Annotated in this window: 27 protein-coding genes and 1 tRNA gene; 5 read left to right on the top strand and 23 right to left on the bottom strand. The window is 45.4% G+C overall.

Annotated elements, in window-relative coordinates:
• Window positions 1-56: 56 nt before the first annotated feature.
• Both DESGI_RS07910 and DESGI_RS07905 read right to left on the bottom strand, forming a co-directional pair.
• Window positions 57-344, bottom strand: coding sequence for a hypothetical protein (locus DESGI_RS07910; protein WP_006524377.1), 288 nt, complete (start codon window positions 342-344; stop codon window positions 57-59).
• Window positions 319-942, bottom strand: a complete 624-nt coding sequence (locus DESGI_RS07905) for a helix-turn-helix domain-containing protein (RefSeq protein ID WP_006524376.1) — start codon at window positions 940-942, stop codon at window positions 319-321. The genes DESGI_RS07910 and DESGI_RS07905 overlap by 26 nt, the downstream gene beginning before the upstream one ends.
• 443 nt (window positions 943-1,385) lie before the next feature.
• Between DESGI_RS07905 and DESGI_RS07900 the strand changes: the two genes are divergently transcribed.
• Window positions 1,386-2,186 (top strand): helix-turn-helix domain-containing protein, encoded by an 801-nt coding sequence (locus tag DESGI_RS07900; protein ID WP_006524375.1) that lies wholly within the window; start codon window positions 1,386-1,388, stop codon window positions 2,184-2,186.
• Here DESGI_RS07900 and DESGI_RS07895 read toward each other — a convergent pair.
• From DESGI_RS07895 to DESGI_RS07855, 9 genes are all read right to left on the bottom strand, one after another.
• Complete coding sequence (locus tag DESGI_RS07895; RefSeq protein ID WP_006524374.1) at window positions 2,150-2,386, bottom strand: hypothetical protein; 237 nt, start codon at window positions 2,384-2,386, stop codon at window positions 2,150-2,152. The two genes, DESGI_RS07900 and DESGI_RS07895, sit on opposite strands and share 37 nt — an antisense overlap.
• A 213-nt stretch (window positions 2,387-2,599) precedes the next feature.
• Window positions 2,600-3,499, bottom strand: a complete 900-nt coding sequence (locus tag DESGI_RS07890; RefSeq protein WP_006524373.1) for a hypothetical protein — start codon at window positions 3,497-3,499, stop codon at window positions 2,600-2,602.
• 2 nt (window positions 3,500-3,501) lie between these two features.
• Window positions 3,502-4,551: a stalk domain-containing protein gene (locus DESGI_RS23000; RefSeq protein ID WP_006524372.1), complete on the bottom strand. Its 1,050-nt coding sequence runs from the start codon at window positions 4,549-4,551 to the stop codon at window positions 3,502-3,504.
• A gap of 567 nt (window positions 4,552-5,118) precedes the next feature.
• A complete protein-coding gene (locus tag DESGI_RS07880) occupies window positions 5,119-5,556 on the bottom strand; it encodes a hypothetical protein (RefSeq protein ID WP_006524371.1) in 438 nt (145 codons plus the stop codon).
• Window positions 5,531-6,001: a hypothetical protein gene (locus tag DESGI_RS07875; RefSeq protein ID WP_006524370.1), complete on the bottom strand. Its 471-nt coding sequence runs from the start codon at window positions 5,999-6,001 to the stop codon at window positions 5,531-5,533. Before DESGI_RS07875 ends, DESGI_RS07880 begins: the two co-directional genes overlap by 26 nt.
• Window positions 5,988-6,395, bottom strand: coding sequence for an ImmA/IrrE family metallo-endopeptidase (locus DESGI_RS07870; RefSeq protein ID WP_006524369.1), 408 nt, complete (start codon window positions 6,393-6,395; stop codon window positions 5,988-5,990). The genes DESGI_RS07875 and DESGI_RS07870 overlap by 14 nt, the downstream gene beginning before the upstream one ends.
• Window positions 6,396-6,579: 184 nt before the next feature.
• On the bottom strand, window positions 6,580-7,479 hold the full coding sequence (locus DESGI_RS07865; protein ID WP_006524368.1) for a coiled-coil domain-containing protein: 900 nt from the start codon (window positions 7,477-7,479) through the stop codon (window positions 6,580-6,582).
• Window positions 7,480-7,559: 80 nt separating this feature from the next.
• The gene (locus tag DESGI_RS07860; protein WP_006524367.1) at window positions 7,560-8,000 is read right to left on the bottom strand and encodes a helix-turn-helix domain-containing protein; all 441 of its coding nucleotides are present in this window, start codon (window positions 7,998-8,000) and stop codon (window positions 7,560-7,562) included.
• A gap of 98 nt (window positions 8,001-8,098) precedes the next feature.
• Window positions 8,099-8,302 carry a helix-turn-helix transcriptional regulator gene (locus DESGI_RS07855; RefSeq protein WP_041284820.1) on the bottom strand — a complete coding sequence of 68 codons (204 nt, stop codon included), beginning with the start codon at window positions 8,300-8,302 and terminating at the stop codon, window positions 8,099-8,101.
• An 80-nt stretch (window positions 8,303-8,382) separates the two neighbouring features.
• On the opposite strand from DESGI_RS07855, the gene DESGI_RS07850 reads away from it, so the two are divergent.
• From DESGI_RS07850 to DESGI_RS24485, 3 genes are read left to right on the top strand one after another with little or no spacing between them, the layout of a single operon-like run.
• Window positions 8,383-8,610 carry a helix-turn-helix domain-containing protein gene (locus tag DESGI_RS07850; protein WP_006524365.1) on the top strand — a complete coding sequence of 76 codons (228 nt, stop codon included), beginning with the start codon at window positions 8,383-8,385 and terminating at the stop codon, window positions 8,608-8,610.
• An 18-nt stretch (window positions 8,611-8,628) separates the two neighbouring features.
• Window positions 8,629-8,919 carry a hypothetical protein gene (locus DESGI_RS07845; RefSeq protein WP_006524364.1) on the top strand — a complete coding sequence of 97 codons (291 nt, stop codon included), beginning with the start codon at window positions 8,629-8,631 and terminating at the stop codon, window positions 8,917-8,919.
• A gap of 19 nt (window positions 8,920-8,938) precedes the next feature.
• Window positions 8,939-9,325, top strand: a complete 387-nt coding sequence (locus DESGI_RS24485) for a hypothetical protein (RefSeq protein WP_006524363.1) — start codon at window positions 8,939-8,941, stop codon at window positions 9,323-9,325.
• A gap of 67 nt (window positions 9,326-9,392) precedes the next feature.
• Here DESGI_RS24485 and DESGI_RS07835 read toward each other — a convergent pair whose 3' ends face one another.
• From DESGI_RS07835 to DESGI_RS07785, 10 genes are all read right to left on the bottom strand, one after another.
• Window positions 9,393-9,701 carry a hypothetical protein gene (locus DESGI_RS07835; protein WP_006524362.1) on the bottom strand — a complete coding sequence of 103 codons (309 nt, stop codon included), beginning with the start codon at window positions 9,699-9,701 and terminating at the stop codon, window positions 9,393-9,395.
• Window positions 9,691-10,164 carry a hypothetical protein gene (locus tag DESGI_RS07830; protein WP_006524361.1) on the bottom strand — a complete coding sequence of 158 codons (474 nt, stop codon included), beginning with the start codon at window positions 10,162-10,164 and terminating at the stop codon, window positions 9,691-9,693. Before DESGI_RS07830 ends, DESGI_RS07835 begins: the two co-directional genes overlap by 11 nt.
• 936 nt (window positions 10,165-11,100) lie before the next feature.
• Window positions 11,101-11,514 (bottom strand): hypothetical protein, encoded by a 414-nt coding sequence (locus DESGI_RS07820; RefSeq protein WP_006524360.1) that lies wholly within the window; start codon window positions 11,512-11,514, stop codon window positions 11,101-11,103.
• A gap of 8 nt (window positions 11,515-11,522) precedes the next feature.
• Window positions 11,523-12,119, bottom strand: a complete 597-nt coding sequence (locus tag DESGI_RS07815; RefSeq protein WP_006524359.1) for a hypothetical protein — start codon at window positions 12,117-12,119, stop codon at window positions 11,523-11,525.
• A 56-nt stretch (window positions 12,120-12,175) separates the two neighbouring features.
• Window positions 12,176-12,760 (bottom strand): replication-relaxation family protein, encoded by a 585-nt coding sequence (locus DESGI_RS07810; RefSeq protein ID WP_006524358.1) that lies wholly within the window; start codon window positions 12,758-12,760, stop codon window positions 12,176-12,178.
• Between the two features lie 562 nt (window positions 12,761-13,322).
• Window positions 13,323-15,209, bottom strand: coding sequence for a type IV secretory system conjugative DNA transfer family protein (locus DESGI_RS07805; RefSeq protein ID WP_006524357.1), 1,887 nt, complete (start codon window positions 15,207-15,209; stop codon window positions 13,323-13,325).
• Between the two features lie 121 nt (window positions 15,210-15,330).
• Entirely contained in the window at window positions 15,331-16,329 is a 999-nt protein-coding gene (locus DESGI_RS07800; protein ID WP_006524356.1) for a hypothetical protein, read from the bottom strand.
• A gap of 231 nt (window positions 16,330-16,560) precedes the next feature.
• Window positions 16,561-16,635, bottom strand: a tRNA-Val gene (locus DESGI_RS07795).
• Window positions 16,636-16,750: 115 nt separating this feature from the next.
• A complete protein-coding gene (locus tag DESGI_RS07790; protein ID WP_006524355.1) occupies window positions 16,751-17,761 on the bottom strand; it encodes an aldo/keto reductase in 1,011 nt (336 codons plus the stop codon).
• 553 nt (window positions 17,762-18,314) lie between these two features.
• Window positions 18,315-19,472: a D-alanyl-D-alanine carboxypeptidase family protein gene (locus DESGI_RS07785; protein WP_006524354.1), complete on the bottom strand. Its 1,158-nt coding sequence runs from the start codon at window positions 19,470-19,472 to the stop codon at window positions 18,315-18,317.
• A 125-nt stretch (window positions 19,473-19,597) separates the two neighbouring features.
• Between DESGI_RS07785 and pdaB the strand changes: the two genes are divergently transcribed.
• Entirely contained in the window at window positions 19,598-20,350 is a 753-nt protein-coding gene (pdaB, locus tag DESGI_RS07780) for a polysaccharide deacetylase family sporulation protein PdaB (RefSeq protein WP_006524353.1), read from the top strand.
• A gap of 115 nt (window positions 20,351-20,465) precedes the next feature.
• Here pdaB and DESGI_RS07775 read toward each other — a convergent pair whose 3' ends face one another.
• Together DESGI_RS07775 and DESGI_RS07770 are read right to left on the bottom strand one after the other, a co-directional pair.
• Window positions 20,466-21,113 (bottom strand): DedA family protein, encoded by a 648-nt coding sequence (locus DESGI_RS07775; protein WP_006524352.1) that lies wholly within the window; start codon window positions 21,111-21,113, stop codon window positions 20,466-20,468.
• A gap of 16 nt (window positions 21,114-21,129) precedes the next feature.
• Complete coding sequence (locus DESGI_RS07770) at window positions 21,130-22,509, bottom strand: DUF7986 domain-containing protein (protein ID WP_006524351.1); 1,380 nt, start codon at window positions 22,507-22,509, stop codon at window positions 21,130-21,132.
• Window positions 22,510-22,543: the final 34 nt, after the last annotated feature.

The following is a 22,543-nucleotide window of genomic DNA, read 5'->3' as shown; positions in this document are numbered from 1 at the left end:
AAAAAGTGCGACCCGCGCCATAACCCGGGGCGGGAACGGGACAAAAGGAAAAAAATTTATTCCTGGCAATTTCTTACGTATTCATCTACGATTATCTCTTTTTCAATTAAAATAATTACGTCATTTACAGCATCTTCTATGCTATTAAAATATTTACCACTTGATACACTACCATATTCGGTTTCATTACTTCTTATAGTCGCTTGACTACCAAATCCATTACCAAAATCTAATATATCTATATCAGCAAAAGTACGACCACCCACTACATATTTTAAGCTGATCACACCATGAACGAGAGCACCCTTTAAGTTAATATTAAGTTTTTCGTAATCTACCAACATCAATACCTCTCCTTTCCCAAAATACCTCATTTCTGCTTAACCCACTAAACTTTTTTTCATCTTGAAAAAAGAATTTATATTCTTGAACATATCGAGGTCTATCACTTTCTTTTATTAGTTCGATAACTAAATCTTCAATTCGAGTCGCCATGTAATGATACTTCCCCGCCGGCAAATTCTTAGGCAAACTTCTTAAAATATCAATTAGACCCCGGAAGAAATAATCCACCTCCACAGCACCTACTTTTACTCTATTAATTCTGCTAGGAATTTTACAACAAATATTTGAGTATATATTTTGCGTTAATTCAGCCAACGCATACAAGTAAAACAGGTTATTCCCGTGTTTTTTAACGTGTTCTAAAGCTTTTAAGGGGTCGTTTGGATAAATTTCATAAACTTGGCCCATTAGTTTTGCATAATCAGGATTTGAATTATTTCTTTCAAGCCATTTTGAGACCTCGTCCATATCAAAAAGGTTTTCATGCCCTTTTTTCATCCGAGGGAGTCCAGCTTTTATATAACGAGTTATTGTTTGCCGACTAAGCTTTAATCTATCCTGCAATTCCTTCATCGTCAGGAAACCACTATGTTTCATCCCAAACCCCCCTGTTATCTTATCCCAATAATACTAAATGTAAAAATATAAGTCAATTAAAATTACAAAAATGACTCATAAAACAATATATAATGTGTCATTTGATTTATTTTGTAATAAAGAAACATCCAAGTAGGTTATGCAAGTCCCGGCACTGTCGGGACTCTTATTTTGGAGCTTGTCAAAATTTTGCACCAAGCAAAGCAAGGTCTTGCGAAAAATATTTAATACTGATAATATGTACTTAACGTACATGTTGCACAGTGAAATACCTTATAAGAAGTATACGTCTACAAAAATTCATACACAAGTACTTTTTTGTTATATTTTTATAAATTATATGTAAAATTCAGCATCATACTTTAAATTCCAACAACATACTTAATATTTTATTTTATATCCCCACCACCCCATTAATTAGAATAAATAAAGGGGGAGAATTAATGCTCACGTGTCGGACAGGTAGCATATTGCGGCTTTTGCGTGAAAGCTTAAATTATTCTGTTCGTAAATTAGCCGAAAAATATAAACTATCCGCTAGCGCTATTAATGCTTGGGAAACAGGCCGAAATAAGCCTAATGATACTATGGCCAATATAATTTATTCGCTCTGGAACGAATGGTTAAATCAAAAGGACAAATTAGACTTAGTTGAATCAATTTTCGGCAAAGATACTGATGGGTTAGAAGAATGGACAGCATCGGATATAGCTAGCATTCACTTTGAAAATTTTCTTGAAAGCTGTCACATTAGAGAGCTGGTTATAAGTTCTTTAGAGAATATTATGAATGTAAAAATAATAGCTGGGGAATTTTTGGCAAAACATTTAGAGTTTCTACCAGCGGCTCTTATAGCTCAAGCGAAATATATAACAGCTGATCAAATATTAGATAATATTATTTTGAGCAATACGCTTGAAGCCCAAAAATTATATTTATGTCGCCTATCTCTTTCAGAGTTTAAACCGATCAAAACACAAAGTAAGGATAACAACAAAATAAATAGATCACAAATCAAGATGGTTTTCCGAAGCTTAACAGATGCTATTGATACTATTTTAGCCACTACCCAAAATATACAACTCGAAAGTAATTCTATATCTTTTGAAGGTTATTATTTAGGTGATAAGACAAATAAAAGTGCTTTTGAAATACAAAACGACACTCCACGTATTGTGATTGAACTAACAAGTTTGTGGGCTCATGGCTATAATTCTGTATTTTTAGGAGATAAAAGTAAGTAACGCCTTGTTTTTTTATCATAGTTTATTTTTAACCCTTTTCTGATTCGCAGCAACCCAACATTTTTTATAATTCTAAGTTCGTATTTTTTATTATTTCGACCATAAATAAATTTAGCTAAATCCTTAAGAGAAATACCATTCTCGCCTGATTCTATAAGGCATCTATGAATGGTTTCAAGTACTCTAACCTTCTTGGCCATATATTTTTACCTCCCTGGTTATAGGAACCTGGTATTTCCCGGGTCCCTCAGTGCTATTTACTTTACAAATCTTCCTTTTATGCACATGACTACTCCTACTCCCAATTGCTGCTCTCATAAAACATCCAAAGAGATAATGCAAGGCCCGGCGCTGCCGGGTCTTGCATCTAGGCAAAAAACAAGTAAGGCAAATACCCCGCTTGTTAAATATCATTATTTATCCAATTTCCACATAGCCATGTAGTATCCCACGTTATATTTATCATCTTTTGCTGGTATTTCACATGTTTTAGTTTCACCTGGTTTTAATTTCAATATATAAAGCGGCTTTACTTTTCTAACTTCTTCAGAGGAACGGGAGAAATCAGGTAATTTATCCATATACATATCCCAAATCCAAATTTCCACAGGCTCATTATATCCACCGAATTCAACCAGCCATGGATCTCCACCAGGCGTTGCTGAACTATCAGGCCCATTAGGCAAAACGCCGCAAACTACTAGACCATACTCGAATTCTTTTTCTTCTTTGTCCTTTGGTACTCCGTACCAGTTAATCAGCACAGGTGTATACCACCGCCAACCCTGGGCCAGGTCGGAGAAGTCCTGGTCGCTCATGCCTAGTTCCTCACGGATGGCAGGATCTTTTAAGTCAAGCAGTTCTGGCGTCAGATCAAGAGTCTTTTGAACGGTGACTTCGCCTTGGGCTAAATCCTCGCCGGTTTTTTCTGCCTTGTAGTTGTTGGGGAGCTTTGTGAGGTATTTTTTATTGAAATAATCCCAACTTTCAGAGCGGCCAGCGTTTTTAAGTCCCTCATCCGTTAAGGTGAAGTCGTATTCTATCTCTACCCTGGTAACGGTAAAACCGCTGGTGTACTGCGTTTGGGGCAGAGTGAAAACCTCGGGCTCTAATGTTTTATTTGTCAAGCCGTATGGATCGGGTTTGCCGTCATGGTCGGTATCCTGCCATCTGCCGTCCGTGTGCTGCCACACGTCAAAGCTGCCTACACTTACTTGGCGCAAAAATAATTGCTCCTGGGGTTCGGCCAAAGCCGTTCCCGGGAGCAACAGCAGCAGGGCTGCAAGCAAAAGTATTAATTTAGTTAAACGCATTATTATTTGCTGCCTCCTTTGTAGAGGGGATTTTTAATAGCCAGGGCTTGGTTACTAAATAACAACGTGATATGCGTGACATCTTCGATCTTGGTGCCGCCGCCCGGGTCGGCTTCCAGGCTGACGTAATAGCCGTGGGTAAAGGGGTTGCTGCTGTATTCTTTCAGCGTGTTATCCCTTTGCACGGATACGTTGTTGCCCTTGGCAAGTATTAATCTTGCCGGCGTAAGGTCACCTGTAGCCTGTTTAACATAAACCTTGTCCTTTTGCACGTTTACATCATAGATAATTGTATCATTGTTACTACCCATCGCAACCGGCTTCTGACGCAGTTCCTCCACAGTCATTTCCATAATACTGGCACCTGGTTGCTTGAATTCGTAGGGAATGGCTTTTCTCTCGGCAACCACATAATCATTCGGATCAAGCGTCGTACCGCTAAAGGGCCGGGTTTCCCCTGCCGGCAGCTCCGGTTCAGTTGGCTGCACCGGGGTTACAGGCGTTGCCGGAGCCTGGCCGGTGATATACTCAACTACCGCTTTCACGTCCGGTTTCTCCGCGCCTTTGGGCCAGCACAGCACAATGCCGTTTTCGGCATCCCAGGCCACTTCATACCCCAATGCCTCGGCCACAAACCGGGCGGGCAGATACGTGCGGCCGGTTTTCAGCAGCGGAGCAACATCCATCGTTGTTGCCTTGCCGTCACTCTTAATTGTTTTACTGCCAACAGCCAGATCCACCACCGGGAAGCCGGGTTCATCCAGGGTAACCCTGGGGCTTTCCCACCCGATATAATCATCGGTCACGCCCAGGGCGTTGCCCAAGTACCGCACCGGCACAAAAGTTCTTCCGGATTCAATGAACGGCTTGGCGTCCATCAAAACACCGGGCGTTTGCCCATCGACAAAATACCGGTCGCTGCCCACCACAAATACCACGCTTTTTACCAGCTGCTTTTGCTGGTCGTAGACATTGACCTGCTCATCCGCATAAGCTGTAAAAGAGATGAACGTGAATAATATAAGCGATAGAATCGTTAACAATCGTTTCATATCTTGCTTGCCTCCCTTAAATAGATTTGCAATTCTTGACAATTAGCAATTCGAGATATATTATTTACTTAGAAGTTATCACCCCTTTAATAAATGGGAATACTGAAACTGAAAACGGCTCGAGTGCCCCACCAACCGGGGTTTTCATCTAGGACCTCTGAAACTGTTACCGCAGTTTCAGAGGTTTTCAATTACTTACCTTCTAGTTAGCTGAACAACGAGGGTCAGCAGGAGTATTATTGCGATTACGACTTGTACTGCGTCGCTGATTGTGATCATCCCGCCTCACCTCCTTCTTTGGATGGTTTCCATCCCCGGCAGGTGAGGCCCGCCCTCAGTTCGGTATTCCCAAACATTATTTTACCATGTTCTTGTCAGTGCGACAGAAAAATTTTCCTTATGTCTGTCCGGCACCACCACCTTTCATAGTTGCTATGTAGTGGCCACGAAATACTCATTTGTCAAATTTTTTACACTTGGGTATTGGTGGCCACTACATAGCCTTATCGTTTACCTTACCCAACTAACCGACCAATAAACACCCTCTCAGAAGCCCGTAAAAGGAGCTTAAAGCGCTTTTCTATGCCTATCTAGGGTATTGACAAGGCCAGTCCTATTTACAGCCTTATTGTCGCTTTGCACCGCAAGTAGCTCTACTGCCAACCTAAACCCATCACGTAAGCCCTGCTGAAAAATAAGCTTATTATCAATGCATGCCTTAGATATTATTAAACTTTCAAATCTTAATAAAAGATCATGTTTATCACCTGGTAAAGCCCTCTTTAAATCGTTATAAATATTTTCACTCTTTTCATATAGCTCGTTATACTCATCTCCAACATACGGATCATTGAATGCTGAAGTATAACGGGTATCACAAAGAATAGCTAACGGACTAATCAAATTTTCCGCATCCAGGTTATTTAGAACCTTGGGATCAAAAGCTCTCCTAACCATCTCCGGCAAATCATCCTGGGAATTAATACCCTGCCATTGCCGTTCCATGAGATTCCCTCCTATTCATTGTTGCATGGCTATGTTTGCCTTTCAGTAACGGTTTAGCTAATGCCTTGAGCTTAGCCAAAGGTAGATCGCCAAACTTATTATGAACCATCTTCAGATAAAGTTCAGGTTCCAGTATTACTCCTTTTAATAGTTTGAATAGGAATTTACTGTCCCTACTACTTTCATGTGGCATAGGTTTAATTTTATAAACCTCATCCCTTAACGCTTTCTGTTTGCCCTCGTCATAACCGGCAATTATAATCGCTAAAACCGCTACAAAATCAATCAGGGAGAGTTCCTCAAGTAATGTTAGCCACCAACCGTCTACCGGTTCGTCTATTAGAGTGGTTTCCTCCACCAGCTTATACAGGTTAATTAAATTTGAAATATCTTTTTGCCCTGCAGTGCATTTAACATGCCCAGCATTATACTCAACAGCTTTCACTATAACCCCTCCCCGTTTCACTTTGTGCCAACCTTTTTGCTAAATCAATTGCTAAATCAAGCAACCGGTAGGCAAAGCGATCCGCTTCAGCTTCCTTCTTCATTCTCCAAGACTTATGGGATTCTGACCAATAAGCTTTAGCCCAAACAGCATTCATTTGTCTGCGGTGCAATACATAATGCCCAAACTCATGCGCTAAAACAAAACACTTTTCTGCCAGAGGCAAATCTTTATCAATAAAAATAACCTCATCAATATCCGAGTGAAAGAATAAGCCGTCAATACAGTCCCCCGTTAGCTGCTTCACCGGTATATATACAACCGAAATATCATGCTTAGCCGCAAAACTGCCTAAAAACTGATAAATACGTTCTGCTATTGAATCCTCAACCAAACACTGCCTGCCCGTAATAATAACGCACCTCCCGGAAATCAGGTCTACTTCACCCCAAAAGGCAGGCTATAATGTTGGTAACTGCCCTTTGAGGTGGTGCCGGGAGCATTACACCCTCACGCCGCCAAGCATAGCGGGTGTAATGCCTCCCATTCCCAAAAATAACCGCTTTTATTGCTCGTACTTACTTCCCATCACCGCCTTTAGCTTTAACTTTTGTAGAGCCTTTTGGTTTGGTGGCCGCCAGCTCAATTTCAAGGGCCGCTTTTTCTTCCCGGCACTTGGCCAATGCTTCCTGCAGTTCCCGCATCTCAGCCAAAGCCTTGCGCTGGGCATCCAATACGGCTTTATCCTTGTCTAATTCAGCCCGTTCCAGTGCTTGTTGCAGTCTTTTGTCGTATTCCTCCTTGTCGGATTTGGCTGCCGCATCGTGCATGGCCACCGCTTCCTGTAATTCCTGTTGGACCTTGCTAAGATTAAGTTCCAGTTGCCCGCGTTCGCGCTTAACCTGTTCCAATTCCTGCCGGTAAGCCTCGGATTGCTCTGCTTGCTCTTGCAAACCTTCAGCTTTAATCTCGGCTTCTGCAGCCGCCTTTTCCGCCAGGACTGCCAGACGGGACGATTGTTCCCGAGCATCCTCCGACCGAGCAAGAGTTTCACGCATAGCCAAGATTTCCGTTTCTGCGTTTTTCCGGACCTGGGCTGCCGTGGCCTCGGCAGCATTAACCCGTTCCTCGACCTCTATGGCTACACGCTCTGCCTGTGCCTGGGTATCTAAAGCCTGGGCCTTGGCCTGTTGGGCTTCACTTAAAGCTTGACTGATCCGGGCGGCATCCGCTTCCTGACGATCTTGGGCACTCTTAACGATGGATATATATATTTCCTCAACACGGGCCAGGTGGTGACGCAGGTTTTCCAACTCCTTTGATTCGGCCATGCTTTCCCGTGCCTGGCTGGTTTCGTATTTTGCAACCAACTGAGCCAGAAAATCTTTGGCCGTCATGCCGGATTGTTCCACCAGATCCCCTAACCGGTCCTTTGTGCTCGCATCTAACTTTACCGAGTAAGTAACTATATCCGCCACGGTATACTTTCCTCCCTTGATTTTATTGTGGTTTACCGATGTAAACTTGTATACTTTTAGTAAACATAATAGCGATCAGCTTATCCCTGCTGCCGAACAACTGCAGGTATCCCAAAGCCCGCTATTCTGCTTACATACCGCCCCATTCCCTTGTCATATTCAAACGCACTACCTGCCCACCTTAACCACTGGTCGCTGCACAAGCAATCCCTGCCCACCCGCAGCCGGGCGTCAACTGAATTTACCCGGGCATCAATAGCCTGCTGCCGTTCCATGTATGGCTCATACGGGCCACCGCTGATTCTCTTCTTGCCGGCTCCCCGCCTGGCTCCGCCATGGCCGATTGCCGACAGTATACCGTGCTCCTTACGAAAAGTCCTCAATGTCCGCACCGACACACCAAGCTCACCGGCGATTTCCTGGTCTGTTTTCTCTGCGCTTACCAGCTCAAGCACCCTGGCCAAATCAACATTTTTTTTCGGCCTACCGCGTTTCTTTATTGCAGCTTGATTAAAGGACATACGAAGCTCCACACCCTTCCGTTCGGCTTTTTCCTAAACCTGCCGAACCGTTACTTTTTCCTGATTTTGTGTTAAAATTGTTTGATAAAATTTTACTATTACCGCTGCTCGGATTCAGCCAGTAGTTCACTGGCCGGGATACCGAAGAATTGTTCCAACCTGCGCTGTAATTTCCATGAAGGATTACAGCGACAGTTTACGATATAGCTAATCATTTGCCTTGACACACCAACTGCCTTACCCACTTCTGTATAGGTAAGCTGCTTTTGCTGTATTTTAGATAACAACATTTGTCGCTTCATCCTGCACCCCTTTCCGTAAGTATCACTTACTATATTTTTAATTATACCGTAAGCACAACTTACGGTCAATAGGAGATCCCATGTTTACAAAAAGAATTTTTTCAGAAAGGCTATCCTTGCTTATTAATAAAAACAAACTTTCTAAGCAAGCCGTGGCTAATGCCATTAATGTAAGCCGCCCGGCTGTAAGCCAATTTGCTAATGGCGAAAACCTTCCATCTGTTGAAAAGCTGGTTGCCCTCGCCGATTTCTTCGACGTATCCATAGACTACCTGGTGGGCCGCAGCAACGATCCTCGCCGGCATTAAACCGAAAGGAGAATCAATATGGGAGAAATCCTCAATCAAATCCAGGCTGAACTCAAATCCCTAAAAGATAGCCAAGCCAAGATAGAATCCCGAATTGACAAACTGGAATCATTACTAGTCGCAAAATACCCTCGCCCGGTAAAACCGCCGGAAAATCAGCCAAAAAAACCGGGGTGGAAACCGTATTTTGATATCAATGCCTTAATGGATTACTGCGACACCACTGGTATACATCCAGGGGATCTTACCGGCGAAGAAATGAACAAATTCAGCTCCGGGAACGTACCCGGGAGCGTATTATACCTTTAGGTGAAAGGAGCGAATAATCATGGACAACGACAAATTTCAAGAGCTAGTGCTCCAGCAATTCCAAGTCATTACTGGCGAACTAAAAATCCTTAACAAACGAGTCGGCAACCTCGAAGAAGGCCAAGCCCGTCTTGAAAAATCCCAGGACATCCTAGTCACAGAAGTAATAGCAATAAAATCCAAAACAAACGAAATTGACACCAAGTTAACCAAACAGGCAGTACGCGTCGAAAACGAAATCGAACCCAAAATCAACACCCTCTTTGCAGGCCACAAACAACACACCGAGCAGCTGGCGCGCATTGAAGAACGAATTAATAACCATACTGAACGCCTGGATAGCATTGAAATTGATACCGGTTACCTGGTATCCAGGGTGGCCCGGCTTGAAAAGATAGCTAAGTGACTATCACCTCCCCCTCATTGACCGTCGATACCGATGGCACCGTAAAGGAAACCACCATCCACAAAAATCAATAACCTGCCGCCATAAGCTTGGCATTGGCACCACCATGACGCAGCCATAGCGGACCTATTTTAGAATCGCAATAGCACCAGATATTACCATCCTTGGTTTTGGCTATGGCTTGCACTTTGCGTAAATCCAACGGTACGGGGCTATAGACATCTGCAAGCATTTCCAGTACATCTCCACCGGTAAAAACATTTACCACGTAATCATTTTCAAATAAACTGTCATACGTTACAGCGAAGCCGTATCCTTTGCCGATCTTGAATTCTATGTTTGGATTATGCTTCATGATATTTTGCTCAAGCCTCATTGCGTTCACCCCCCTGGATAACCTCACCGTTATACACAACCGTCAACCTTTTCGGTCCATTGAAAAAAGCGTAATAAAAGCCTCTCAGTTTTTGCTTCACATCCTCCAGCAGATATTCCCTTTCATCCTCTATTTGCTCCCAAACACAATCGTAATCATCACGAAACTCCTGCTCCAACTTCTGCCTTTCCCCATCAATCAACTCCTCAAGCGCATACCCTTCCAGCTCCCATTTCACATATTCATCTTTACTTAAAAAGAACTCAGCACTAAACTTCTCCCGCAACCGACGTTCAACCTCATCGTTCACCGCCTTATCGGCTTCCTCTTTGTAAATATCCTCAAAATAAAAATCTAAATGGTCACACATCAAACCGCCATAATTCCTTTTCCACTTGTATTGAGCAGCCATCATGATTTCCCAAGCACACCTTTCCAACTCACTCTCCAAAATAACCTTCATCCGGAACACCCTCCATCATCAAGATTAGCCGAACTCATACCCGGGCGAAGCCCAAAAAGGGGTTTGGGGATTAATTAATCCCCAAAATATAAATCTTTTAACCTCCCCCCGCCGTTTTTCGCCTTTCGGCTTAAGGCCGAACCAGCGGCACTGTGACGGCAGGTAAAGGGTCGCGCAAAGCGCGAGGCCGAGGAATACCGGACCGGCCCAACGGGCCGGGAGGATATGCCGCAGGCCCTTGCCCTTTACCTGCCGTCACAGAGCAGCTATAATGAGGCCGCCGAAAGGCGAAAAGTAAAATCAAAGCGCCGCGTTAGCGGCGCATCCATATTAAGACCCAAAAGAAAAACCCCAGAGCCGCGCTCCGTCGGGTACCCACGGTGGCCGACGCAGTCGGCCATGAGCGTTAAACCGAGACCGCAAAGCGGGCTCGGTAGCGAAAGTGGGTGGCGGAAATTAGCGCCCAAAAAACAATTAATCAAGTCACCTTGCTGCCGATATATAGTGTCCGCTGCTGCTGCAGGTCACCGCGCATATCCATAGCCACCGATGACCGGGCGGGCACTCTCCCTGCACAAAGCACCTCGCATATTCAGCACTGCACATACTACCGCGCACCATGGGTCCACCGCGGGCGCACCGCGGATCCGCGGAGCGCGCACCGCCAAAGGCAGCAGCTAACCGCGCCAGCACCGCCGCATTGGGACGGCCCGGCAGGGCCGTCCCAATCTGCGCGGTGGCTAATGCGTGACTTCGATCACTTTAGCACAGACAAGCTCAGTGCAGGCTTTGACGCGTTTTTTTGCGTGAAAGCCTGCGCTTTTGCAAAACCTGCTCCAAAGAAAGGACCGGATATGCCTACCAGCCCAGCCGGACGGTCGCGTTTTACCCCAAAGAAATACCCCAAAAGCGACGGTCCGGCACCTCTTGGCCACCCTAAACATCATCCAAACTGAACCCTAACTCCTTAAGCAGCTCCTCAAACTGTTCCACTGTAGAAGTAAACACCCCATAATTACCACAACACTCAAGCCCGGGCACACAAATACCCAACTGCACCCGACCGTGCTTTTGAAACCCCAACAACACCTGCAAATGCTTAAGACTAATCCCCCTAACCGCTAAATCATCCTGCTTAATCAAGCTTAAAAAATTATCGGCCTGGCCCTTATCTAAAAACAACGGGATAACAGATTGATTGGCATAAAAGCTACCAGTGGTCTCCCCATCTGCCTCGACACACATCAACGTCCAAAACGGTTCCCCCTGCACCTCCGGCCCCGGCAACAACTCCACTAACGTATTTTGCAAAACCCGCCGAGTAATTTCAAAGGCATGATTTTTCACCATATCACCTCCTAATACTTCCAATTAGCCTTTAGCACCTTAACCCTAACGCCCATACCCGCTGCCGCTTTAATAACCTGCTTTTGCCTGATTTCCGTAAACACCAAATAATTAACCAACAATTGTCCCCGTATTTCCGGAGGCAGTCGTGAATAAAGCTTCACCCTTCCCGCCAGGTACTTTAGCGAATACTGATAATCAATAACAAGCACATTTAATTGACCATCCCTTTCAAAAAACAAATCCGCACCGCGAAAGCACTTGGCCAGCACATCATAATCAGCACCCATCCACCGACCCAACACCTCCCGATGTGCTAAATATTGAATCCCCAGCGCCAAAGCGAAGTCACAAGCCACCAAATGTTTCAAAACCACATCCACCCCAGCGTTTTTGTAAATCTTCGCATACCAGGGAAGCAACAATTCAATCGTTTCACCGCCCTTGGGAGCCAGGTAATAATATATCCTGCCACAACTCAGCTGCCCGCCATTAATCAATTTCCCCCGCCGTAAAACCAGCAGCCGTTTATAGGCGGTCTTATGGGCACCACTAAAAACACCAGCCTTAAACAACTGTTCCAGGGTAACAAACCGCCACCGGGCCAAAAACTTAAAAACCCTTTTATCCCGTTCCGTAACAACAACCAGCCACCAACACCCCCTTATGCAACATACGTCACAAATTCACCCGCCGCCCCATACTTGGCTAACGTCTGCTCCCGCCCGGCAGGGCATACCCAAACCACCTCTTTATCGCTAAACCCGGCCACCTTCTCACGGATCTGTGCTGGCGTATACTTCCCGCAATCAGTTTCAACGAAAACCTCTCCGCCTTCATCACTTACATAAGAAGCATCCGGCACAATATCACCACCCCCCGCATAAACCTTATTTTCAATTTCCAGCGCATCACCGATACGCCAACTTGCCCGCTCACTTCCGGAAAGATTGAAATAAATATCATTGGTCCGCACCTGGTGCACAACCTCGTTAGCCTTGCCCGGATGAGTAAAAACAATACTCCTGTCCAACCCCGGTCCATCCGGGCCAGTGGCCCAGCGTTTGCCTTTGGTATCCAAACTGTACACCTTTAAAAACATGCCGGGTTTTTCCCCACCAACTGTATGTTCAGTAAGGTATCCCGCCTTACTTAACTGCTTTAACCGATCCTCACAAGTTCTATCCTTGGCAGCCGACCAATAAGCATTCTTAACCTGTTGGAATGACAGCACCCGGCACCGGGCCAAATCGGTTAAGAAATTTTGATCCCGTAGCGTAAGTTGCTTAGCTTTAGTAATGCGTGCGATAACAACACCTCCTTGCAGATTCCCACCTCAAAAGGCGCAGCCCCAAAGGGGGTCCGGGGGTTAAAAAACCCCCGGCGGGGGTAAGGGGATTATAAGGGGAAAGGGGCAGCGCCCCATTTCCCCTTATGCGTCCCCGCAGGGGACGCGAGAGCAAGCCGGGTGAACGAAGTGAACCCCGAAAGCCGAGAGCGGCAGGCATCGAAGATGCCCTTGCCCGACCGCAGGGAGGGTGCCGCCGAAGGCTGAAGCGCCGCTTATGGTCCGTGCGAACGAAGTGAGTTACGGACCGTTAGCGGGGGGACTGCTCCAACTCCGCTATGGTCTGCCGCAAGACGGCAGACTATAGCGGAGGAACGCGGGCAACGGCGCGGCTTGAGCATAGCTCATACCCCACACAACGGGCACACACAACCAGCGCACACCGGCAGAGGGGGGCGCGGTGTGGGGCTATTGTGCGGGGCACAGCCATGAATTATTAGCATTAATTGGTAATAATTCATGGCTATAGCACCACTTCCCCGGCTTCAGCAGCACCCGCATTGTTGCCAGCGTTTGACATATCATCCTTGATTTGACTACCCGTTGATTGATCATTTCCCGGCAGATCTGACTGTTTTACCAACTTATCTTTGGCATTTTTTAACATACTCTCTACTGTAAATGCACCCCTATCATCCCTGGGTCCGGGTACCGGCTCCGGCAGTGGCAGCTGTTCCAGCCGGTCTTTTTCAGCTTTCGAAATCAGGTAGGCATGGTTGGCCAAACCGGCCAGCTTGCCGCGCCTGATGATCACGGATTTACCCGGCGGCATTTTCTTAAACATATTTGAGTGTAAAAGTGGCACCTCTATTTCTGTGCTGCTTTCACCTACGGTTTGTCGTCGATCCCCTTTGTCCCAACCTGAAAACAAACCCTGAGTTTGGGTTTTGTTCTCGCTATGGTTCATTACCGTCTGCAATACTGTTCCGGTGTATTGCGAAAACAGTTCCGCGTCAGCGGGAGTGTCGGCGTTAAAAATAATTTTAGTCCGGGTGTTCACCTGGATGGTGTTGGCAAAGTCGTCACCCACCGCCAGTAGGTCACCCATGGCCTGATTGGCCAATAGTAAGCCATAATTGGCCGACCGCACTTTAGAAATAACGTTCCGGAACGCCTGGCAAGCCATGTTCTGAAATTCGTCTATAGCTATGATGGCCGGTCGTGACTGCGGTGACCGGAACGCTGACAGATACTGCAAATCTTGAGCGATCATTTTACCAATGGCTGAGCTGGCTTCCGGGGCCAATGCGGATTTTAAATCGAAATATACCACATCCCCACGATTCATGATTTCACCTATGTCTATATCCGGCTGAGCTGAGTTTATTTGTTCTATATCGGCAAATGGGGTTAACGCAGCGGTTAGGCCCTTGAGCTGATTTTCATCTACGTTTTGACCGGTCAACTGGAACACTAAACCCGGATTGTGTAAAATACCATGTATATCACCCAGGGTATATTTAACCCCCCGTCTATCCAGCTCTTTCAAAAGCGGGATGAACGTAGCCTGCTGCACATAACTATAGAATTTAGCCTCACCAGCAAAAACCAATTCCAATGCTGTCATTATCCGTTCAACCTTATCCAGCGGGGTACCGGTGGCCAGCGGGTTATAAATGTTTGTTTGTTCCCGTGGATCTAGTGTAAAAATGTAAAACCTTTTGCCGTTCGTAATAGCTTCCTGAGCCAGCAATTGAATAGCTTGTCTGTCCTCCTTGAAGTCAATCACTACCAAAGCTGCACCTTTCTTGATGGCCTGTATACATATAGGCGTGACACCGAAGGCGGTTTTGCCGCTGCCGGAACCGCCCAGAATGTGAATATGCTCTGTCATATCCGTTGCAGACACAGTGACAGGCCGTCGCCGGTCATCCAGACCGAGAAAGTACTGATTTTCAGGCACCCAATTCAGCCACTGGTTTATGTCGAATTGAAATTTTTTGAACCGTAGTTTTCGGATATCGCGATATTCGGCATTGTTTTTCTGTTTTCCACTTTGCATTTTGCTCTTAATCGCACCGGCCAGGCCCAGGATGATCAGGCTGGCATTTATAAATAGCCAGCAGGTGCGTATTTCCGGATTGGATAGCTTGTCTACCTCAAAAACCCAGGCTTTGGCCACAAATAACGGGTGGTGCCAGTACCAGTTGACCAAGCTTAAGTCAAGCGGTTGGCCTATATGCTGCACACTATCAACAAGTGCCACAAAAAATGCGGCGGCGGTACCCAATATCCACACGTCCAAAATATACAGAACGGCCAACCCCAAGACCGCCAGGCCGATTATAATCGGCCTGCGGTATTTTGACGGGACTTCCTCCGCAAAACGATAACGGAGATTTCCTAACATGCTTTCAGCTCCTTTTCAATTTCCTTATGCGAAGTAAAAAAACCCCGTTAACAGGAGGTTTTGATCATCTTACATGTGGGTTTTGGTCCTTATTTGTTCGCATAAGGCTTCTTTTGCGAATTCAGCTCATGTAAAGCGACTGGATCAGCTTCTTTCGTTCCAGTGCTTCCGCAGTGTCCGGTTCCCTAGCTCTGGTTTGGGTGTTTTTCCGGACAGCTTGGCCGCCGGGGGAAGCCCTTTTTTTTTGTTGTTGCTGGGGCGGCCGCCCAGGCATTAACCTAAAATCATCCCGCAGGGCGGCAATAAGAAAGCCCGGTGCATTCCTAGTCCGGACGCTTCCGAGCATATTGATTTTCTCTTTCACTTTTCCAATGCCGTATTCAGTTACCAGGTTAGTTAATAGCTCCAACGGTATCCGGACACCACATACTTTTTCAGCCTGCTGTTGAAATTCTGTTAAAGCTATTCTTATGAGATCTTTTTGATTTTTTTCGCCAGGCGGTTCAACAACAACATCAACAACATTATTATTTATATAATTATATTGTACCGATTTTTCGTACGGCTGCCGTTCGATTTTTTCGTACGGCTCATCCTGGAAGCCGCTATTTTCTTGGGTATTGTTAAAGCCGTACGATTTTTTCGTACGGCTTTTTAGCTTACTATTTTTCTCCTTTATTTTCCTTAATTTAACTAATTCCTGTCCATGTGAATTTCTATCCTCCCAATTACGGCACTTTCGTAATTCACAAAACATGCTATCAGCATATATCGGAATGTCGTACCAATAATAAATATTTTTCATACTGCCGAATTTGTTTTTTTCCTGAACTATGTCTATTAAACCGAATTCGTAAAGCTTTTTTATTATTTTTTGAGCCTTATCCACTGATTTACACCCAAATGCATCAGCAATGTTCCTTATGTTTTTATGGTGACTAATATCATCCTGCGGATACTGTTCCCGGTCACACCAAGTGTAAATCATCAACCAAGCTGAGAACACTTCCATACCCAGGACTTTCATCCAGTGATCGGCGTGATGAAATGTAAGCGGCGGTAATGAAAGCTCTCGACGTGGTTTCTTAACCCGGGCGCGAAACTCCATTCTTTCATTCATTTTTTGAAACCTCACTATTTAATCTGTGCTGCTTCAATCCGGCAACCCACATAGAGAAAAAGACAACCCATATGGGCTGCCTTTTCTGCCTGACTTTTTGCCTGACTATCTGCCTGAATAGTTGCGGAAAGCCGCATGAATTAAGGGTTTTATGCGGAACCAAAATAAAGTGTTTTAAAAAACAAAAATACCTGCAAAACCTTATATATAACGGCTTTGCAGGTATTCGTGTGGTGGGTGCAGTAGGAATTGAACCTACGACCCCTTCCGCGTCAAGGAAGTGCTCTCCCCCTGAGCTATGCACCCGTACATATGATAATTGTTTCATCCGCTGCAACATTTATTATGCCGCAAAACGGGCCAAAAGTCAAGGGGAATAAACGTGGCAAATTATTAATCATCACTCGTCGACTATTTACTGCTACCCCCCCAGCCTTACCGACGACTCTGTAAGCATGCGCCGTATGGGCAGGCTGTAAGGGCACTTTTCCTCGCATTCACCGCACTCAACACAGGCGTCCGCTTTATTGGGCAAGGCCCAGTAACGTTCCCTGGCCCATTCTTTTAAGTCGTACCTGGTATAGTAACCGTCCAGCAAAAATACTGTTGGTATATCGATACCCTGGGGGCAAGGCTGGCAGTATTCGCAACGCCGGCAGAAAGCGGCCCCCAGTACACCTGCCTCTTTCTCCAGTACCTTTTTTTCAACAGCGGATAAGGGCAGCAGTTCATGGCCGGGCATCACGTTTTCGTCCACCTGAGCCGGCGAATCCATCCCGGGAATAACAGTAGTTACGTTGTATTCCAATATAAAGCGCAAGGCGTAATTTGTATTTCTGATGGCTCCCCCGGCAAGCGGTTTCATTATAATGATACCGGCACCCACTTGTTTCGCCTGTTCAAACAATTCCTCCGCCCCACTGGCTTCCACCGCATTAAAGGGAAACTGAACAGTTTCCAGTTCACCTGACTTAAGAGCTTCCACCAGATAGCTCCGGATATGCCCAGTGATGCCGATATGCTTGACCACCCCTGCCCTTTTGGCTTCCTTTAAGGCAGCCAAAGCACCGTCCGGTTTAAACACCTGTTCCAATGCGGCCCTGTCTTTAACGTTATGTAATTGATAAAGATCAATATAATCCACGCCCAGCGTAGCCAGGCTTTTTTTAATATCCGAGGTCATACCATCTTTGGTACGGGCCATTGACTTGGTAGCAATAATTACTTTGCGCCTGCAACATTTTAGGACTGCACCCAGTTTGGCCTCACTGTCGGTATAGCCCCGGGCAGTATCAAAAAAATTAATGCCCTTGTCCAGAGCCCGCTGCACAATAGCCGTGGCTTCTTTATCGGATACCCGCTGAATGGGAATCCCCCCAAAACCAATTACCGATACATCAAGACCCGTGCGGCCCAGCTGCCTGTACTGCAAATTAATTTCCCCCTCAAGTATGTATTTTACAAAACGAACCTATTACAATTTGCAAAATGCAATATTTTCTGCCGAAATGACTATTCTGCAATATATAGTGTATATAGTCCCGCTTTATTTGTCCAGTTCCGCACCCTGGCACTGTAAAAGGCATATGCATAATCAGTCCGTTACAGGCGCACCCGGGCGTTTGAAGCGATAACCTACTTATTAGTAAAACCAATATATCATTTATAACCAGCAAAAAACTGCCCTTCTTGCTTAAAGGCAGTTTTTCAAGTCCAGCATTAGTTTGCGAAATAACAGCGCCTTAAACTCCTGAGCCCAATAATCCCAGGGATTTAAGCAGTTCAATTGTATTACCCATTATCAAGATTTTTTCAATCCAATATACCCCAGTAAGCTCTTACTCAGATATAAGTTTGCTTAACGTTATGCTATCTCGATTTTTTTAAGATAAGACACAACAACCTTTTTAATATGCGCAATGTATCAATGATTTTAAAAATGCTATATTAATGTCTTTTCAATGTAACAATTAATTTTAGCCTGATTACTTGGAAAACCAGTATATCATACGGGAAAATAAAGATGCCGGGGGCACCTCCCTGGCCGCCACAAGGGGTACTTTAATCAGCCGGTAGCCATTAATGGTAAATACCGCGTGTCCGAGCAGCTGTCCCTCACGCACCGGTGCGGCGGGTTCGCTGTGCATCAATACATCCAGCTTAATGTTAGGCTGCTGGTCCCTGGCTATTTCAACCCGCACCGGGTTGGCCACAGTTAATGGCACGGTTTCATACACACCGCCTTTGACCTTTATTTCAGCCATCTCCTTACCAGCCGGGAAAATGGTCACCGGGTGCACTTCCGAAAAACCGTAATCCAGCAATTTAGCAGCTTCCCGGTACCGGTTCCCGGCATGCAGCACCACTGCAATGAGCCGCTTGTCCCCCCTGGTGGCCGAAGCTATCAGACAATTACCGGCCCGGGCTGTGCTACCGGTTTTAACCCCGTCTATGCCATCCACCTCATCTTCATGCAGCAAACGGTTGGTGTTTCTAACCTCCCTTTCCTTTTCCGGTTCGACCCACCTGACCACGGTTTCCCGGGTGGAAACCAGTTCATTGATAAAATTATTTTGCAGCGCGTAACGGGTAATCAGCCCCAGGTCATAAGCAGTGGTATAGTGCTGCGGATCATGATAGCCGTTGGTATTGGCAAACCTGGTATCCTCAGCACCCAGTAAAACCGCCTTGCGATTCATCTGGTATACAAAGCTGTCGTGGTTACCCCCGATATGTTCGGCTATGGCCACCGTAGAGTCATTTGCCGAAGTAACCAGTGCTGCTTTTAACAAATTTTCCAGGGTTATGCGGTCACCTTTATTCAAACCGATAGTAGAACCTACAGACACTGAAGCGGCCCGCCCGGTGACGGTAACCACATCATCCAGCTTACCGTTTTCTACCGCCAAAATAGCGGTCATCAGCTTGGTCAAACTGGCAGGGGGCCGGCTTTTATCAGCATCCTTGGCGTAATAGACCTGGCCGGTTTCAGCATCCAGCAAAATGCCAGCACGGGCATTTATATCAAGCTGTTCTGTCCCGGCGGACAGGGCATCCGCTGCAGTATAGTTAAAAAACACAACAAAAAAAGTGACGGCCAGACATATCTTCAACACCCCATTAAAAACAGAGGAACTATGCATGAAAACAAAACACCGCCCTTGGTATAATTTTCATCAAGGAATACAAAAAAATGTAACATAACAGTCTTTGCCTGGAAATACCTATATAAATAACTTGAATCATACAAAAGAGGTGAATTTTTTTTATGCGTATTTACCTGCTGAACATGAAAAAAATCAAACGCAACTTACTGCTGGGTGCACTACTAATTTTCACAGCCAGCCTGTTTATGGTAATGCTGCAGCCAAATACCATACCCACTGATACAGAACCTAAACCCTACGAAATTTACAAGGTGCAGACTGACAAAAAGGTTGTGGCGCTAACTTTTGATATCAGCTGGGGCACCAAGGTGCCGGGGCCTGTACTGGACGTTTTAAAGGAAAAGGATGTAAAATCAACCTTTTTCCTCAGTGGACCCTGGGTAAAAAAATATCCGGAGATCCCCAAAAGAATTGCTGCCGAAGGACATGAGATAGCCAGTCATGGTAATGAGCATGTTAACTACAGCGAACATGATCCTGAGTGGATTAAAAATGACATTATGACCGCTCATAAAGCCATTAAAGAAGTTACCGGCGCAGAGCCCAATCTGATCCGCACCCCCAACGGCGACTGGAATGACATGGTACGCCAAACCATTGCTGATTTAGGCTACAAGTCTATTAAGTGGAGCGATGACTCCCTGGATTGGCAAAAGGACAAATCGGTGGAACAAATCACCAGCCGGGTACTGGAAAAAGCTCATCCTGGTGCTATTATACTGATGCACGCCAGCGACACCTGTGATCGCACCCCGGCCGCGCTGCCCGCTGTGATTGACGGGCTGCGGGAAAAAGGCTACAGCTTGGTAACCGTCAGTGAATTAATGAAACTGGGGCCTGGGGTAGTGGATTAAAGAACACCACCAGGCAACACTGACAAACAACAGACTAAAAGTTATTATGGAACGAACAGCAATAAAAAATGCGAAGGAGAACATGAATGTTCCCCTTCGCATTTTTAGTTTTAATTTATTCAATCCTAGACTTGCGCCGCCTTTTTACAAACCACCATAACAAACCACCTAAAATCAGGGCCACGATTAGAAAATCAAAACGGTGAAACCAGGGTTTAAGTGCCATCCAGTTTTCACCCAATTTTACACCCAGATAGGTAAGAAAAAAACACCAGGGAAGCGAGCCAATAAATGAATAAAACACAAATTTATAAAAGTTCATCCCCGAAATACCGGCCGGCAGTGAAATAAAAGTACGCACCACAGGCATTAACCGGGTAAAAAATACGGTGGCCTCACCATAACGTAGAAACCATGCCTCGGCCTGGTTAAAATGCTGCTGAGAAAAGCCAATATAGCGCCCGTATTTAAGTAAAAAAGGCCTGCCGCCCCGGTAGCCGATATAGTAAGAAACAATGGATCCCCCAAGCCCACCCAGTGTTCCCGCCATAGCAGTCCAAAAAAAATCCAGCTGTCCGGTGGATACCAGGTAACCGCCGAATGGTAAAATAATTTCACTGGGTAAAGGAATATTAGCGCTTTCAATGGCCATGCCCAGGGCAATACCCCAGTATCCCAGCGCAGCTATAAAAGCGGTCACCTCATGGGCTAAAAACTCCAGTACTGCATTGATAAACTCCAGTTTTACAGCACCTCCAAACACACCATCCTATCAACCGCTACTCCTCGTCCTTATTTATTTGCATAGCACGGCAAATATTCCTGTAGTTATTGGAAATTGTAGAGGCCGATATGTTATACTGACGGGCCAGGGTATTTTGATTAACTAGCTTGTCGCCTGTACTCCTGGCCATAGCATAAATAACCGCCGCTGCCCAGGTTTCCGGCTTTTTAAAATTGGGAGAAGCCGTCTGACTGTAGTCCCGCCATAACTTCTCCGCATGATTAACCTGCTTGAGCGGATATCCCATTTCCGTCAATCCATCTCTGATTAGTTTTAGAACCTCAGCATAACCTTGACTATCTTCCGCAAAATCATCCAAGTCGTTAACACTTTTTTCTTCTGTTGCCGAATCTTTTTTAACCGTTAGATTCAATTTCTCAAATAACTTGGATAAATCGTAAAATATCTCACCCTTTTGGGCTCTGCCTTTTTCTACTTTTGAAAGCTCCCCTAGTATTGTTTGCAATTTTTTACGACCGTCCCTGGTGCGGGATGCCTCCAGGGGCGTTTGCCCCAGCAAGATATCCATTGGCTCATTAATCCAGCGGTCGTAAAAATAATCCAGGAACAAATCGGTTACCCGCTGGGCTAACTGAGGTGTAAAATCCCCGGTTTTATTCGCCTTGGCACCAATTTCTTTGTCATAGTGTTCTTCAAGACCCCATACAATTGAAGCCGTTTCTATAACCAGTGCATTAATAACATGGGCTTTGCGCTGCAGGTAAGCATCCCACTTGCCGCGCACACCTTGTTTACTCCAGTACAACTCGGCATCAAGCTTTACCCGGCTGATAATATAATCTTTGCTATAGGCCGGCAAAATCAACCCGCCGGTAGAAAATTCATGTCCATCACCCACCGGTAATATCCTGATATACAAAATATGTCCCGGTGCCAGTTCCCGTACAACGTCAGGGTCACAGACCGATACTTTACCACCTTTTAACAAATCTTTTAAAGTAACGAACTGTTCATCACTTATCTTGACTACCTGGTACAATGAGATTCTGGTTTTAGCCCATTTTTTAAGCAGCTCAGTTTCCTCATAATTGAATCTGCCGGTCATTTTAACATATTGTAATAAGGTTCGGCCCCGAATTTTATAATCAAATATGAACCATTCAAAAAATCGCTCCATTAAAAATTCGTCTTCTTCATCGGCAAAATCCGGATCCATCACGCTGAAGTAAAGCTCCCTGGCTATTCCAACTTCATCCAAAAGCATTTCATTATCGGCAAACTCGGCCAGCTTTGTACGGAGATGCTGCCCTGCACGCCACCAGCGGTATTTATTTATATCAATCACATTATCCTTCTGTTTATTGCCCGCGCCAGTTTTTTTACCATTACCGCTCAGGCATTGTTTATCCGGCATTCAAAGCACCTCCCTGATAAAATCTTTTCACAAA

It is taken from the genome of Desulfoscipio gibsoniae DSM 7213, from assembly GCF_000233715.2.
In the GTDB taxonomy this organism is placed as follows: Bacteria; Bacillota; Desulfotomaculia; order Desulfotomaculales; family Desulfallaceae; genus Sporotomaculum; species Sporotomaculum gibsoniae.
The sequence above is the reverse complement of the archived record's forward strand: the minus strand, read 5'-3'. Positions and strand labels throughout refer to the sequence as shown.